Raw genomic sequence first — 16349 nt, forward strand, 5'->3', positions numbered from 1 at the left:
AAGAGAAAAAATAACAAGGAGAAAAACATATGTCTAAAATTATCGGTATTGACTTAGGTACAACAAACTCAGCAGTAGCAGTTCTTGAAGGAACTGAATCAAAAATTATCGCAAACCCAGAAGGTAACCGCACAACTCCATCTGTAGTTTCATTCAAAAACGGTGAAATCATCGTTGGTGACGCTGCAAAACGTCAAGCAGTCACAAATCCAGATACAGTGATCTCTATCAAATCTAAGATGGGTACTTCTGAAAAAGTTTCTGCTAACGGAAAAGAATACACTCCACAAGAAATCTCAGCTATGATCCTTCAATACTTGAAAGGTTACGCTGAAGATTACCTTGGTGAAAAAGTAACGAAAGCAGTTATCACAGTTCCTGCTTACTTCAACGATGCGCAACGTCAAGCAACTAAAGACGCTGGTAAAATCGCTGGTCTTGAAGTAGAACGTATCGTCAACGAACCAACTGCAGCAGCCCTTGCTTATGGTTTGGATAAGACTGATAAAGAAGAAAAAATCTTGGTATTCGACCTTGGTGGTGGTACATTCGACGTATCTATCCTTGAATTGGGTGATGGTGTCTTTGACGTATTGGCAACTGCAGGGGATAATAAACTCGGTGGTGACGACTTTGACCAAAAAATTATCGATTACATGGTTGAAGAATTCAAGAAAGAAAATGGTATCGACTTGTCAACAGACAAGATGGCGCTTCAACGTTTGAAAGATGCAGCTGAAAAAGCGAAGAAAGACCTTTCTGGTGTGACTTCAACTCAAATCAGCTTGCCATTCATCACTGCAGGCGCTGCTGGACCTCTTCACTTGGAAATGACCTTGACTCGTGCGAAATTCGATGATTTGACTCGTGACCTTGTAGAACGTACGAAAACTCCAGTTCGTCAAGCCCTTTCAGATGCAGGTTTGAGCTTGTCAGATATCGACGAAGTCATCCTTGTCGGTGGTTCAACTCGTATTCCTGCCGTTGTAGAAGCTGTTAAAGCTGAAACTGGTAAAGAACCAAACAAATCAGTGAACCCTGACGAAGTTGTGGCTATGGGTGCTGCGATCCAAGGTGGTGTGATCACTGGTGACGTGAAAGACGTTGTCCTTCTTGACGTAACGCCATTGTCACTTGGTATCGAAACAATGGGTGGAGTCTTCACAAAATTGATCGACCGCAACACTACAATTCCAACTTCTAAATCACAAGTCTTCTCAACTGCAGCAGACAACCAACCAGCCGTTGATATCCACGTTCTTCAAGGGGAACGCCCAATGGCAGCAGATAACAAGACTCTTGGACGCTTCCAATTGACTGATATTCCAGCTGCACCTCGTGGTATCCCACAAATCGAAGTTACATTTGACATCGACAAGAACGGTATCGTATCTGTTAAAGCGAAAGATCTTGGAACTCAAAAAGAACAAACAATTGTTATCCAATCAAACTCAGGTTTGACAGACGAAGAAATCGACCGCATGATGAAAGATGCAGAAGCTAACGCTGAAGCAGATAAGAAACGTAAAGAAGAAGTTGACCTTCGTAACGAAGTAGACCAAGCAATCTTTGCGACTGAAAAGACAATCAAAGAAACTGAAGGTAAAGGCTTCGATGCAGAACGTGATGCTGCCCAAGCTGCCCTCGATGAGCTTAAGAAAGCCCAAGAAGATAACAACTTGGAAGAAATGAAAGCAAAACTTGAAGCATTGAACGAAAAAGCTCAAGGACTTGCCGTTAAACTCTACGAACAAGCCGCAGCAGCGCAACAAGCTCAAGCAGGAGCAGAAGGCGCACAAGCAACAGGAAATGCAGGCGATGATGTCGTAGACGGAGAGTTTACGGAGAAGTAAAACAATCCAGTGGATTGTTTTAGCGGAACCTCCTGAAATAAAGAAAGGTTCCGAGATTTGAGGATTCCTTTAAGCCGAAACTCAATTCAGCCTAACTAGTAAATGATAAAAAGAAATCCAGAGGTTGCAACCCAGCCTCTGTTTTTCGGTAAAATAGAGGATATTGCCTATGAAAAAAGTACTTTGTATCATTTATCCAAATTTTTCTCTTTATGAGATAACCGCTTTAACAAGTACTTTAGCTCTGTCTTTTGACGTCACGATTGATTATGCCGCTTCAGATCATTCGATGGTGGTCTCTGAGGATGGCTTGCCCTGTCAACCAACGAAAACACTAGATCAAATCCGTATAGAAGAGTATTCTTGCGTGATTTTGCCAGGAATGGTCAATATAGGCCCTGCCCTACAGGATGAGAAATTGATTTCGTTCTTGAGGGACCTTGGTGAGCAAGATATCCTAATTGCAGCCATTTCTTCAGCGCCTCTTTTATTAGCGAAAGCAGGTCTGTTGGAGGATACGAAATTTACAGGTGGAATTTGGCAAAACTTCTTTGACTATTTTGAATTTCTTCCACGTGAGAATTTCCAACCGAAAGTCCTTGTGCAAGATAAACAGATCATTACGGCTATCGGTTTTGCCCATCAAGAGTTTGCAAGGAAAGTGATTCTAAGTCTAGGGTTGGCAGAGAATACGGACAACTACTTTAAGGAACAGAACGAGTACGCTGAAGAGGATTTGATATTTACTCTATCGGACCAAGAGTTTGATCAAGTGAAGCGAAGTATAGAAAACACCCTCTAAAGATGTACATGAAAATTATAGAAAGGAACAAAGAGTGTTCGGGGAATTGAACCCGAGCGGAAAGCTTGGAAATTAGATAAACCGCCTAAGAAATCAGGATTTCTTGTCGGTTTCCTAAATTTCAGTCGCTTTCTGTTCGCTCTTAGTATCTTGTATGAACAATACTGAATTTTATGACCGTTTGGGCGTTTCAAAGAATGCATCTCAAGATGAGATCAAGAAAGCCTATCGGAAATTATCTAAAAAATATCACCCAGATATCAACAAGGAGCCTGGTGCTGAGGAAAAGTACAAGGAAGTTCAAGAAGCTTATGAGACTTTGAGTGACGAGCAAAAACGGGCTGCTTATGACCAATATGGTGCTGCGGGTGCCAATGGTGGCTTCGGTGGCGGAGCAGGTGGTTTTGGTGGCTTTGATGGTGCTGGTTTTGGTGGCTTTGAAGATATCTTCTCTAGCTTCTTTGGTGGCGGTGCAAGTCGTAATCCAAATGCACCTCGTCAAGGGGATGACCTCCAATACCGCGTCAATCTCAAGTTTGAAGAAGCGATTTTTGGTGCGGAAAAAGAAGTCAAGTACCATCGGGAAGCTAGCTGTCATACCTGTCATGGTTCTGGGGCTAAGCCAGGGACTAGTCCGGTGACCTGTGGACGCTGTCATGGTTCTGGAGTTATCAATGTGGATACGCAAACCCCTCTTGGGATGATGCGCCGTCAAGTGACCTGTGATGTCTGTCATGGTCGTGGCCAAGAAATCAAAGATCCATGTACGACTTGTCGTGGAACAGGTCATGAAAAACAAGCTCATAGCGTGAACGTTAAGATTCCTGCCGGAGTTGAAACAGGTCAACAAATCCGCTTAGCAGGTCAAGGAGAAGCCGGCTTTAACGGTGGACCTTATGGTGACTTGTATGTCGTTGTCAATGTTGAGCCGAGCGATCGCTTTGAACGAGATGGCTCAACCATCTACTACAAGTTAGACTTGAACTTTGTCCAAGCAGCTCTTGGAGATACGGTCCATGTGCCAACTGTTCACGGAGATGTTGATTTGGTCATTCCTGAAGGAACCCAAACCGGTAAGAAATTCCGCCTCCGTGGAAAAGGGGCTCCAAGCTTACGTGGTGGTGCCATGGGAGATCAATATGTATCTGTCAATGTCGTCACCCCAACTGGTTTAAATGACAAGCAAAAAGAAGCCCTTCAAGCCTTTGCGGAAGCAAGTGATTTGAAGGTCAACCCAAAGAAAAAAGGGTTCTTTGACAAGGTCAAAGATGCTTTAGATGATTTATAAGAAAGAACGAGTTTCCTTTTGAGTAAGGAGCTCGTTTTATTTTGGATCGAATCCAAGAACTTCCTCTCCTAATTAAAGAATAATGAGAACCTTCATTGAATTTATTAAGATATCGTGGTAAATTTAAGAAAACGATTACAAAGACAATTTAGGAGGTCCTGATGAAATCACATCAACCACGTTATGCGATTCGCAAGTATGCAGTAGGAGCTGCTTCGGTGCTCATAGGATTTTTTGCTGGTGCTCATGTTGTAGCTGCAGATACGTCGAGCGTTACAGACAGTCCTTCAACGACAGTTCCAACTCAGCCAAGCGAGGGTGAGTCAACGATTTCTCTTAATGAGGAAGCTTCTCAGCCAACAGTAGAAAAACCAACGGCTCCTGCTCCAATCGTCGATCAAAGTCAACCGACACTGCCTGATCGTGAATTGCGGGTATCAGATCTTGACCGTTTGATTCGCGAAGAAGCAAGTTCTGTCGCAGAGTCGGATGTGGCAGCTCAACCAGCGACAGCAACGACGGAAACACCTACTAAAGATCCTGATCAGGAAGAAAAATTAGCCAAGAAAAAGATTGTATCGATCGATGCCGGTCGCAAGTACTTCTCACCAGACCAAATCAAGGAAATCATTGATGAAGCAAGTAAGACGGGTTATACAGACTTGCATCTTCTAGTTGGAAATGATGGTTTGCGCTTTGTGCTGGATGACATGTCTTTGAAAGTGGGAGATACTTCTTATTCTAGCCAAGCCGTGACAGATGCGGTTGAAAAAGGGACGAAGGCTTATTACGATGATCCGAACGGGACAGCCTTGACCCAGGCTCAAATGGATGATATTTTAGCCTACGCCAAATCGAAGAAAGTAGGTGTCATCCCAACCATTAATAGTCCAGGTCACATGGATGCGATTCTGACAGCCATGGAACAATTGGGGATCGAAAACCCTCACTTTAATTACTTTGGCACTAAAAAATCAGCCCGGACAGTTGATTTGGACAACCAAAAAGCCTTAGACTTTACCAAGGCTTTGGTAGACAAGTATGTGGCTTATTTCAGCGGCAAGGCAGACATTTTTAACATCGGTTTGGATGAATATGCCAATGATGCCACAGATGCCCATGGTTGGCAGGTTCTCCAAGCTAGCAAGCATTGGCCAGGTGAAGGCTACCCAGAAAAAGGCTATGAAAAATTCATCCAATATGCTAATGATCTAGCAGCTATTGTGAAAAAACACAAGATGAAACCAATGGCCTTTAATGACGGGATCTACTACAATGGCGATACTTCCTATGGCACTTTTGACAAGGATATCATTGTCTCCTACTGGACAGGTGGATGGAACGGCTATGATGTCGCTTCTTCAAAACTCTTGTCCGAACTAGGTCATCAGATTCTTAATACCAATGATGTTTGGTATTATGTGCTTGGACGGGACAAGGCTGGATCTGGTTGGTACAACCTTGATCAAGGCCTCGAAGGAATTTCCAAGTCAGCGATTGATGTAGTTCAAAAAAATGATGGAGCTAAGGTGCCCTTCATCGGTGGCATGGTAGCTGCCTGGGCAGATACGCCATCTGCAACCTACAAAAAAGACCTTCTCTTTAAGCTGATGCATGCCTTCGCGGACAAGAATGCGGACTACTTTGTAGCAGATCCTGAAGTCGTCGAAAAAGCTCTTTCAGAAGCTCCAACTGATTTGGATCACTATACACCGGAATCTCTAGTAGCCTTTGCGGCAGCTAAAAAAGCTTTAGAAGGGGCAGGAGCAGACACGACTCGAGCAGAGGCCAAAACCTTGATCGACAATCTCAAAGCAGCTCAAGATGCTTTGGTGTATACAGAAAGCTACGCGAAAGAAGTTGCTGCAAAAGAAGCAGCAGAAAAACTCGCCATGAAGAAGGTCATCTCGATCGATGCAGGTCGCAAATACTTCTCGCTGGATCAGTTGAAACGGATCGTCGATAAGGCCAGTGAGCTGGGTTATTCTGACTTGCACCTCCTTGTCGGAAACGATGGTATGCGCTTCGTTCTCGATGATATGACGGTGGAAGCCAATGGCAAAACCTATGCCAGTGATGATGTGAAAAAGGCCATTTTAGAAGGCACCAAGGCCTATTACGATGATCCAAATGGTCAAGCCTTGACCCAAGCAGAAATGGATGAACTCCATGCTTATGCGACTGCGAAAGGAATCGGCTTGATTGCGGCAGTCAATAGTCCTGGACACATGGATGCTTTGTTGGTGGCCATGGAAAAATTGGGCATTGAAAATCCACAAGCCAGCTTTGATACAGTTTCAAAAACAACCATGGATTTGACCAATGAAGCAGCAGTCAACTTTACCAAAGCCTTGATTGGTAAGTACATGGACTACTTCAAAGATAAGTCTAAGATCTTTAATTATGGAACGGATGAATATGCCAATGACGCTACCAGTGCGCAAGGCTGGTACTACCTCAAGTGGTATGACCTCTATGGTAAGTTTGCTAAGTATTCCAATAGTCTTGCAGCCATGGCGCGTGAAAAAGGCTTGCAGCCAATGGCCTTTAACGATGGCTTCTATTATGGAGATGAAGATGATGTCGCCTTTGACAAGGACGTCTTGATTTCATACTGGTCTAAAGGATGGTGGGGCTATAACCTCGCATCTCCACAGTACCTCGCAGACAAGGGCTACAAATTCCTCAATACCAACGGTGACTGGTACTATGTTTTGGGCCATAGAGGAGAGCAAAGCTATCCACTCGATAAAGCTCTTCAACATTCAGAAACCGTTCCATTTGAACAATTAGCTTCAACCAAATATCCTGATGTCAAGATACCGACATCCGGAAGTATGTTGGGAATTTGGGCTGATGAGCCGGCCAATGAATACAAGGAAGAAGAAGTCTTCCAGGTCATGGAAGCTTTTGCCAACCACAACAAGGACTATTTCAAAGCAGACTTCACTGCTCTTAGAAAAGCAGTTGATACGGTGCCAACAGATCTAGACATTTACACACCAGAATCTCGCGCAGCACTTGCGAAAGTCTTAGGTAGCTTGAATTGGAATGTGAGTCGTGCTCATCAAGATCAGGTGGATCAAGAAGTGGCTGCTCTGACCCAAGCCCTTGCGGGGCTCAAGCCAATCACGCAAGTAGGTAGCTTGGCTGAAAATGACGTCAAAGCCCTAGTGGAAGACAAACCAAGTCTTGAAATCGTAGAAAAAGAACTTGACTTTGACCTTGTGGAACGGACTAATCCAGATCTCGCTAAAGGAGAACGCAGAGTGATCCAGGCTGGGGTTAAAGGGCAAGGTCTTGAGTATGTAGAGGTTTCGGCGCTTGATCAAAGTCGAAAAGTAATCGCTACAGAAGTTGCTAAAGAGCCAGTTGCAGAAATTGTTGAAGTCGGTACCAAAGAAATTGTGATCCCAACAAGCCCTTCAGTAGAAGCGCCAGTGAAACCAGACGTGCTTGTAAACAAAATGGTTTCAGATCCTTCAACACCTCAAGTGATCTCAAAGGCTCAACCAGTAGCACCAGTAAATATCCCAACGCCAATTCCAGCAGTTGTGGAAAAAGAGGTTCGTTCAGAAACAGTAAACTCTAACAAGCAACTCCCAGAAACAGGAGTGGAATCTGCTTTGGGACTCGCTTTACTAGGGGCGATCTTAGGAGCAGCAGGAATGGACTTGAAAAATAAAAAAAGAGACTAAGACCTAGTTGACTTGTAATAGGTCGAAGTTAGGAGAGTGGGACAGAAATCGGTAATTCGTTAGAATTCGATTTCGTCGTCCCACCTCCGCACAGTTGAGTAGGGCTGTAAAAGCTGATGAAATCAGCGTAGTAGAGCCCACTCAACCACTGCGTCTTGCTCGACAATCCAAAAATAATTGAGAGGCTAGGACTTTTGTCCCAGCCTCTTTTTGTGTTTGCAAAACTGTACCCGGACAGTTTAAATTTTTCACTCTTGTAACCCCTTCTATATCTTGCTAAAATAGAACCATGACACGATACAAAGCAACCATTTCATATGACGGGACCTTGTTTGCAGGGTTTCAACGCCAACCGCATGCCCGTAGTGTGCAAGAAGAAATCGAGAAGACCTTGACGCGCCTCAATCAAGGAACCCCTGTTACCGTTCATGGAGCGGGGCGAACGGATTCAGGTGTCCATGCTCTTGGGCAGGTGATTCATTTTGATCTCCCCCAAGCGCGGGACGAGGAGAAGCTCCGCTTTGCCCTCGATACCCAAACCCCAGAGGATATTGATTTCATCCGAGTGGAGCAAGTAGAAGATGACTTTCACTCACGCTACAAGAAGCACAGCAAGACCTATGAATTTATCGTGGATTATGGTCGTCCCAAGAACCCCATGATGCGCCACTATGCCACCCACTATCCTTATCCTTTGGATGTGGAAAAGATGCAAGCAGCCATCCAAAAGTTGGAGGGAACCCATGATTTCACCGGCTTTACAGCTTCGGGAACCAGCGTGGAAGATAAGGTTCGTACGATTACAGAGGCTCGCTTGGTCGAGGATGCAGAACATCATCGCCTTGTCTTTACCTTTTCGGGCAATGGCTTTCTCTACAAGCAAATCCGCAATATGGTGGGAACTTTGTTGAAGATTGGAAATGATCGGATGCCGATCGAGCAGATCGATCTAATTTTAGAAAAGAAGGACCGCAATCTAGCAGGTCCTACAGCAGCGCCAAATGGCTTATATTTAAAGGAGATCCGTTATGAGTAATGAATTGATTCTAGCTATTTCAGGAAATGATATTTTTAGTGGGGGAGGTCTTCACGCAGACCTTGCAACTTATACGACTAACAAACAGCATGGCTTTGTAGCGGTGACTTGTTTGACCGCTATGACGGAGCACGGTTTTGAAGTGATTCCGGTGGATCCGACGACCTTTGCTCAACAGCTCAACTCTCTCAAGGATGTTCCTTTTTCTGCTATTAAACTCGGCCTCTTGCCAAATGTTGAAGTGGCAGACCTAGCTTTGGATTATGTCAAAGCTCATGCAGATATCCCAGTAGTGCTCGATCCTGTCTTGGTCTGCAAGGAAAGCCATGATGTAGAAGTTTCAGCTCTTCGAGACGAATTGATCAAGTTCTTCCCTTATGTGACCATCATCACACCAAACTTACCAGAAGCTGAGATCTTGACCCAAAGCAAGATTCAATCGCTCGATGATATGAAGGAGGTGGCGCGCAAGCTCCATGGATTGGGTGCGGCGAATGTCGTGGTCAAAGGGGGCAATCGTCTCAATAAAGAAAAGGCCATCGATGTCTTTTATGATGGTACAGACTTCACCGTCATTGAAGAGCCGGTCTTAGAAAAGAACAATACAGGAGCTGGTTGTACCTTCGCATCTAGCATTTCCAGCCAGTTGGTGAAAGGAAAATCACCGCTTGAAGCTGTCAAAGCTTCTAAAGACTTTGTCTTCCAAGCGATTCAACATTCAGACCAGTATGGAGTAGTACAATATGACATCTAATCGAACTCAACTCATTGCCCGCCTTTCCATTTTGACAGCCTTGACAGTTGTACTTGGCTACTATACCAAACTCCCAACTCCCACAGGGATTGTCACCCTGTTAGATCTTGGAGTGTATTTTACAGCCTTCTATTTTGGACGCAAGGAAGGTGCGATTGTAGGTGGTGTCGGAGCTTTTCTACTCGACCTCATTTCAGGCTATCCTCAGTGGATGTTCTTTAGTCTCCTCTTTCACGGGGGGCAAGGCTATTTCGCTGGCTTCAAGGGAAAAGCCCGTTACTTAGGCTTGCTTCTTGCGACAGTCGTCATGGTAGGCGGTTACGCACTAGCTTCTGCCCTCCTTTTAGGCAATGGATGGGGAGCTGCTATCTCGGACATTCCAAATAACCTTGCTCAGAATTTTGTCGGAATGGCTTTAGGCTATGTGGTCTATTATGCCTTCCAAAAGAAAGGAAACTAATTCATGGATTTGGAGCAACTGAAGAAGGATACAAAAGAAATCCTGGTAGATGTTTTGGCAAAAAGCCGTCTCCATCAGGGACAGATTCTAGTTCTCGGGATGTCTTCAAGTGAAGTTGCAGGAGGGCAAATTGGAAAGGCTTCGAACATCGACATTGCTGAAGCTATTGTCCAGGCCTTGCTAGATGAGTTGAATCCAAGAGGGATTTATCTAGCGGTACAAGGATGTGAGCACCTCAATCGCGCCTTGGTGGTCGAGCGGGAATTGGCAGACAAGAAGGAGTTAGAAATCGTCAATGTCCTTCCAAGTCTCCATGCAGGGGGAGCTGGACAACTCGCTGCTTTCAAGTATTTCAAGGATCCTGTTGAAGTAGAATTTATCACAGCCCAAGCGGGCTTAGACATCGGAGATACCTCAGTGGGGATGCACGTCAAGCACGTGCAAGTCCCAATTCGCCCTGTCATACGTGAACTAGGGGAAGCCCATGTCACAGCCCTCGCTAGTCGGCCAAAATTGATAGGTGGTGCCCGTGCTCTCTATCTAGACGATCCTATCCGAAAATCATAACTAGAACTAGCTTTTAGGGGCTAGTTTTTTTGGATGAAAAGAGAGGCAAAAACGTTTTAAAACTTGCAATTTCAAAGTTTTGTGGTAAAATTATAAGGAATGACTATATTATTTTAAGGAGAGACAGAATGTCTGTATCATTTGAAAACAAAGAAACTAACCACGGTGTATTGACTTTCACCATCAGTCAAGAGCAAATCAAACCTGCTTTGGACCGTGTGTTTGAGTCTGTTAAGAAAACCTTGAACGTACCTGGATTCCGTAAAGGTCATATTCCACGTCCAATCTTCAACCAACGTTTTGGTGAAGAAGCTCTTTACCAAGATGCTTTGAACGATCTTCTTCCAGCAGCATACGAAGCAGCTGTTAAAGAAGCTGGAATCGAAGTTGTAGCACAACCTACTTTTGATGTTGTATCTATGGAAAAAGGTCAAGACTGGACATTGACAGCAGCTGTTGTAACAAAACCTGAAGTAAAATTGGGTGCTTACAAAGACCTTGAAGTATCAGTAGAAGTTTCTAAAGAAGTAACAGACGCTGATGTGGATGCTCGTATCGAACGCGAACGCAACAACTTGGCTGAATTGGTTGTTAAAGAAGGTGCTGCAGCAGAAGGCGACACAGTTGTAATCGACTTCGTAGGTTCTATCGATGGTGTCGAATTCGACGGTGGTAAAGGTGACAACTTCTCACTTGGACTTGGTTCAGGTCAATTCATCCCAGGTTTCGAAGACCAATTGGTTGGACACTCTGCTGGTGAAACAGTTGACGTCATCGTAACTTTCCCAGAAGACTACCAAGCAGCTGACCTTGCAGGTAAAGAAGCGAAATTCGTGACAACTATCCACGAAGTGAAAGCAAAAGAAGTACCAGCTCTTGACGATGAATTGGCAAAAGACATCGATGAAGAAGTTGAAACTCTTGCTGAATTGAAAGAAAAATACCGCAAAGAATTGGCAGAAGCAAAAGAAGAAGCATACAACGATGCAGTAGAAGCAGCAGCGATCGATCTTGCAGTTGAAAATGCTGAAATCGTTGAACTTCCAGAAGAAATGATCCACGAAGAAGTACACCGTTCAATCAACGAATTCCTTGGAAATATGCAACGTCAAGGAATCTCACCTGAAATGTACTTCCAAATTACTGGAACAACTCAAGATGATCTTCACAAACAATATGAAGCAGAAGCAGAAAGCCGCACGAAGACAAACCTTGTGGTTGAAGCAGTAGCCAAAGCAGAAGGCTTCGAAGCAACTGAAGAAGAAATCAATGCTGAAATCGAACAATTGGCAGCAGATTACAACATGCCAGTTGAACAAGTTCGCAACCTTCTTTCACCAGAAATGTTGAAACATGACATCACAGTGAAGAAAGCCGTGAACGTGATCACAAGCACAGCAAAAGTAAAATAATTGAGAATAAAAAGAAGAGCCATGAGGCTCTTCTTTTTTCTGATTTCATGGAGAATCCTGGAATTTTCCTTTGACGAAAGGGGAAATTTATCGTACAATAGAGTGTAACGATAAAATGCGTGATAGATTTAGTGACGAGAAGTTTTCAATCTATCATCGAGGATAGGATGAGGTTTAAGACCCGATCCTTCTCCATTTAGGAAATGAAACATAAGGAGATTTACCCTTGGAATTAGAAGTATTTGCTGGACAAGAAAAAAGTGAACTTTCTATGATTGAAGTGGCGCGTGCGATTTTGGAATTACGCGGACGTGACCATGAAATGTACTTTAGCGATCTTGTAAATGAAATTCAAAATTACCTTGAAAAATCAAACAGCGAGATCCGTGAAGCTCTTCCATTGTTCTACACAGAATTGAATGTCGATGGAAGCTTTATCCCACTTGGAGATAACAAATGGGGTCTTCGTTCATGGTATGCCATCGATGAAGTTGACGAGGAAATTATCGCTCTTGAAGAAACAGACGAAGATGAAACTCCTAAGAAACGGAAGAAAAAACGTGTCAATGCCTTCATGGATGGAGACGAAGATGCGATCGACTACAACGACGACGATCCAGAAGACGAAGAAGTTTACGAAGCAGATCCAGCTCTTTCATATGATGAAGAAAATCCAGATGATGAAAAGAGTGAAGTCGAAGCTTACGATGCTGAAATCAATGAAATCGTACCAGATGATTTGGGTGAAGAAGTTGAATTGAGCGAAGAAGACGACGAAGAAGAGGATTCTGAAGACGAGGAAGAAGAATAAATCATATGAAACAAGGAAATTGTTCCTTGTTTTTTTATTGAAGACGAAGTTTTCCCAGAAACTTTCCTTAGGTGAGTACGGACGTCAGCGAACTTCTACGAAGTTCCATGACTAATTATTGAGCCTTAAGTCTCAATAATTCCGAGTGCCTGAAGCTATGAAGTTTCAGGCACTTTTCTCACGGCGGAAAGTTTCAGAATATCCTTTGATTTTTCAAAAGTAGAGGATGGTTTGCAAGTAATTTATTGACTTATATGTCAATAAAAATAGTTTATCTATCTTCTGAAAAAAAACAATTGTTCCTTGTTTCTTTTTGTTTGCATTGAAAACGGTGGCAAGTTAGAGTATAATGAACATGTAAGTATTTCCCAAATAGGAGGTGTTCAGATGGACTTTCGTTTAGATCAAAGTTTAGTAGCTCTTGGTATTGATACGGTTGTGGTCGGAATTGCTAGAAATGTGGATCCTCAAGCAGTTTTGCCCCCTTCTTTTCTTGAAAAGAAGAAAGAGCTTGAACAATGGGCGCTTCAGTGTCAGACAGAAGAAGTAGTGGCATCTCCTGTCATCAAAGGGTATACAGACCTCTTGCAAAAAGTAGGGCGTAGCATCAAGAAAAATCCCCCAACGGTCCTAGCTCTCATCCGAAATATCCAGCATCGAGGAGCTCTTCCTCAGATCAATAGCATCATCGATATCTATAATGTAGAATCTCTGAAGTCTTTTCTCGCGATCGGAGGACATGACTTAGATAAGATTGAGGGACCGATTGAATTTACAGTGAGTCAAAGAGACGATCTCTTCCTCCCGATACTTTCTAGCGAAAAACATGTTGCACCGACAGATCCTGTCTACCGGGATCAAAAAGGAGTTCTGGCTTGGTTGGATGTACGCGATAGTGACCATTACAAATTTGAGGAGACTACGCAAAACGCCCTCTTTGTCATTCAAGGAAATACCGAGACATCAGTCGAGATGCGTTTAGAAGCACTGGAGCGAATCCACAAGGACCTTGCTCTTTGCATGTCTCAACTTCAATTTGAGAAATTTCTCGTCACACAAAATGGAGTGGAAAAGGTCTCGTAAACAGCGAAAATCATTTTCATGAAATTTTCAATTTGACAAAGTAGACCATTTGCGGTAAGATATTGTTCGGGCACCTCATTTTGAGGTCGGAGCTCCCTAAGGATTAGGGAGCTATTTTTGTTTTTTCTGCAAAGAGGAATGGCCTCTACAACATTAGAAGAAGAGGAAAGCACATGTCAACAAAATATATTTTTGTCACGGGTGGTGTCGTATCATCCATCGGGAAAGGGATTGTCGCAGCAAGTCTTGGTCGCTTGCTCAAAAATCGTGGATTGAAAGTGACGATCCAAAAGTTTGACCCTTATATCAATATCGATCCAGGGACGATGAGTCCTTACCAACACGGGGAAGTATTTGTCACAGACGATGGTGCAGAGACAGACTTGGACCTTGGTCACTATGAACGCTTCATTGATATCAATCTGAATAAGTACTCAAATGTGACAACAGGGAAAATTTATAGCGAAGTTCTTCGCAAGGAACGTCGCGGAGAATACTTGGGCGCGACTGTACAGGTTATTCCTCATATTACAGATGCCTTGAAAGAAAAGATCAAACGAGCAGCGACGACGACGGATTCAGATGTCATCATCACAGAAGTCGGGGGAACAGTTGGAGACATTGAGTCCCTTCCTTTCCTTGAAGCTCTTCGTCAAATGAAGGCAGATGTTGGTGCTGAAAATGTTATGTACATCCACACCACTCTTCTTCCTTACTTGAAGGCTGCGGGAGAAATGAAAACCAAGCCGACGCAACACTCTGTGAAAGAATTGCGTGGTCTTGGGATTCAACCAAATATGTTGGTCATCCGTACAGAAAAACCAGCTGGTCAAGGAATTAAGAACAAGTTGGCTCAATTCTGTGATGTCGCACCAGAAGCTGTCATCGAATCACTTGATGTGGACCACTTGTACCAAATCCCATTGAACTTGCAAGCACAAAATATGGACCAAATCGTTTGTGACCATTTGAAATTGAATGTTCCTGCAGCAGATATGACAGAATGGTCTGCGATGGTCGACAAGGTCATGAACCTCAAGAAGCAGGTCAAGATTTCCTTGGTTGGAAAATACGTAGAATTGCAAGATGCCTACATTTCTGTCGTTGAGGCCTTGAAGCACTCAGGGTATGCCAATGATGCAGAGGTCAAGATTAATTGGGTCAATGCCAATGATGTGACAGCTGAAAATGTGGCAGAACTCCTTGGAGATGCGGATGGGATCATCGTCCCAGGTGGTTTTGGTCAACGGGGAACAGAAGGAAAAATTCAAGCCATCAAGTATGCGCGTGAACAAGACGTCCCAATGTTGGGTGTCTGCTTGGGTATGCAGTTAACCTGTATCGAATTTGCCCGTCACGTTTTAGGCTTGGAAGGGGCCAATTCATCCGAATTGGATCCAGAAACCAAGTATCCAATTATCGATATCATGCGGGACCAAATTGATGTGGAAGACATGGGAGGAACGCTCCGTCTCGGTCTTTACCCATCTAAACTCAAACGAGGATCAAAAGCAGCCGCTGCCTATGATAATCAAGAAGTGGTACAACGTCGCCACCGTCACCGTTATGAGTTTAACAATGTTTTCCGTGAACAGTTTGAAGAAGCAGGTTTTGTCTTCTCAGGCGTTTCACCAGACAACCGTTTGGTCGAAATCGTTGAAATCCCAGAAAACAAATTCTTTGTTGCTTGCCAATACCACCCAGAATTGTCAAGCCGTCCAAACCGCCCAGAAGGACTTTACACAGCCTTCATCACAGCGGCAGTTGAAAACCACGATAGCAAATAAAAATCAAGGGAGCAGGTCTATAGACCTGCTCCCTTTTTGTGAAAAAATGACAAACCCTGAAAAAAGTTTGAAAAAAATCTTGACAAAAAAGTTGTTGATTGATATACTAGTAAAGTACTCAATCGCGGGGATGGCGGAATTGGCAGACGCGCAGGACTAAGGATCCTGTGACCGCTTTAGGTCGTGAGGGTTCAAGTCCCTCTCTCCGCATCGGATCAAGATAGCTTTGGCTATCTTTTTTTGTTTTTAAATTTCTTTGTGGTAGAATAGGTGTGAGATGAGGTGAGAAAATGAAGAAGAAGTATCTGGTTTTGGTCGATGGCCTCTTTGCACTATTGGGAAGTGCCATTAATTTTTTCGGTCCTATCCTGATTTTAGCTATGGCGATAGGCGCATACAAGGATACTTTTAGATATTTTATCGCCTTAAACATATGGAATGTCCTCGTTTTTCTAGTAGCGATTGCTTCTAAGTATTTTCTCAGAAAAGAGAAAAGGATTAAAAAGTGGATTCCCAATCTTTTCTTGATAGCGGGCAGTATTCTCTTTCTTGCGTCAATCCTTGCTGTGTGTGAGTATATTCCCTTTCTTGAGGGAGTGCTAAACGGGCTTTTTGGAAAAATGTTCACCGACAGTCAATTATTTGCTGCTTATTTCTATTCTCAATGGGTTGTAGCAGCACTCCTTGTGATCTGCGGGATCGCCTTTCTCCTTTCGCTAAAAAATTTTAAAGAAGAGAATTGAGAGTGGGACAGAAATCGGTAATTCGTTAGAATTCGATTTCGTCGTCCCACCTCCG

At 43.6% G+C, this 16349-nt stretch carries 13 protein-coding genes and 1 tRNA gene; all 14 read left to right on the top strand.

All coding sequences use genetic code 11. The annotated features are described in order from the left end of the window. Positions 1 to 29 precede the first annotated feature (29 nt). The 14 genes from dnaK to QM870_RS05995 all read left to right on the top strand — a co-directional run bounded on the left by dnaK (position 30) and on the right by QM870_RS05995 (position 16294). On the top strand, positions 30 to 1853 hold the full coding sequence (gene dnaK, locus QM870_RS05930; RefSeq protein ID WP_414369010.1) for a molecular chaperone DnaK: 1824 nt from the start codon (positions 30 to 32) through the stop codon (positions 1851 to 1853). A gap of 169 nt (positions 1854 to 2022) precedes the next feature. Beyond that, the gene (locus QM870_RS05935) at positions 2023 to 2655 is read left to right on the top strand and encodes a DJ-1/PfpI family protein (protein WP_414369012.1); all 633 of its coding nucleotides are present in this window, start codon (positions 2023 to 2025) and stop codon (positions 2653 to 2655) included. Positions 2656 to 2809: 154 nt separating this feature from the next. Then, on the top strand, positions 2810 to 3943 hold the full coding sequence (gene dnaJ, locus QM870_RS05940; RefSeq protein ID WP_003004734.1) for a molecular chaperone DnaJ: 1134 nt from the start codon (positions 2810 to 2812) through the stop codon (positions 3941 to 3943). A gap of 161 nt (positions 3944 to 4104) precedes the next feature. Continuing rightward, a complete protein-coding gene (locus QM870_RS05945; protein WP_414369014.1) occupies positions 4105 to 7641 on the top strand; it encodes a family 20 glycosylhydrolase in 3537 nt (1178 codons plus the stop codon). Between the two features lie 289 nt (positions 7642 to 7930). Next, a complete protein-coding gene (gene truA, locus QM870_RS05950; protein WP_003004657.1) occupies positions 7931 to 8677 on the top strand; it encodes a tRNA pseudouridine(38-40) synthase TruA in 747 nt (248 codons plus the stop codon). Beyond that, complete coding sequence (locus QM870_RS05955; protein ID WP_414369017.1) at positions 8670 to 9431, top strand: bifunctional hydroxymethylpyrimidine kinase/phosphomethylpyrimidine kinase; 762 nt, start codon at positions 8670 to 8672, stop codon at positions 9429 to 9431. The genes truA and QM870_RS05955 overlap by 8 nt, the downstream gene beginning before the upstream one ends. Further along, the gene (locus tag QM870_RS05960) at positions 9421 to 9891 is read left to right on the top strand and encodes an ECF transporter S component (RefSeq protein ID WP_049491359.1); all 471 of its coding nucleotides are present in this window, start codon (positions 9421 to 9423) and stop codon (positions 9889 to 9891) included. Before QM870_RS05955 ends, QM870_RS05960 begins: the two co-directional genes overlap by 11 nt. A gap of 3 nt (positions 9892 to 9894) precedes the next feature. After that, complete coding sequence (locus tag QM870_RS05965) at positions 9895 to 10458, top strand: TIGR01440 family protein (protein ID WP_134974614.1); 564 nt, start codon at positions 9895 to 9897, stop codon at positions 10456 to 10458. A gap of 128 nt (positions 10459 to 10586) precedes the next feature. Next, a complete protein-coding gene (gene tig, locus QM870_RS05970; protein ID WP_021154454.1) occupies positions 10587 to 11870 on the top strand; it encodes a trigger factor in 1284 nt (427 codons plus the stop codon). Between the two features lie 226 nt (positions 11871 to 12096). Beyond that, positions 12097 to 12681 carry a DNA-directed RNA polymerase subunit delta gene (gene rpoE, locus QM870_RS05975; RefSeq protein WP_003010182.1) on the top strand — a complete coding sequence of 195 codons (585 nt, stop codon included), beginning with the start codon at positions 12097 to 12099 and terminating at the stop codon, positions 12679 to 12681. Between the two features lie 387 nt (positions 12682 to 13068). Continuing rightward, positions 13069 to 13764: a B3/B4 domain-containing protein gene (locus tag QM870_RS05980; RefSeq protein WP_414369020.1), complete on the top strand. Its 696-nt coding sequence runs from the start codon at positions 13069 to 13071 to the stop codon at positions 13762 to 13764. A gap of 173 nt (positions 13765 to 13937) precedes the next feature. Next, on the top strand, positions 13938 to 15551 hold the full coding sequence (locus QM870_RS05985; RefSeq protein WP_414369022.1) for a CTP synthase: 1614 nt from the start codon (positions 13938 to 13940) through the stop codon (positions 15549 to 15551). 124 nt (positions 15552 to 15675) lie between these two features. After that, positions 15676 to 15761, top strand: a tRNA-Leu gene (locus QM870_RS05990). Positions 15762 to 15841: 80 nt separating this feature from the next. After that, entirely contained in the window at positions 15842 to 16294 is a 453-nt protein-coding gene (locus tag QM870_RS05995; RefSeq protein WP_414369024.1) for a hypothetical protein, read from the top strand. Positions 16295 to 16349: the final 55 nt, after the last annotated feature.

The organism is Streptococcus parasanguinis (assembly GCF_047463195.1).
Taxonomy (GTDB): domain Bacteria; phylum Bacillota; class Bacilli; order Lactobacillales; family Streptococcaceae; genus Streptococcus; species Streptococcus parasanguinis_R.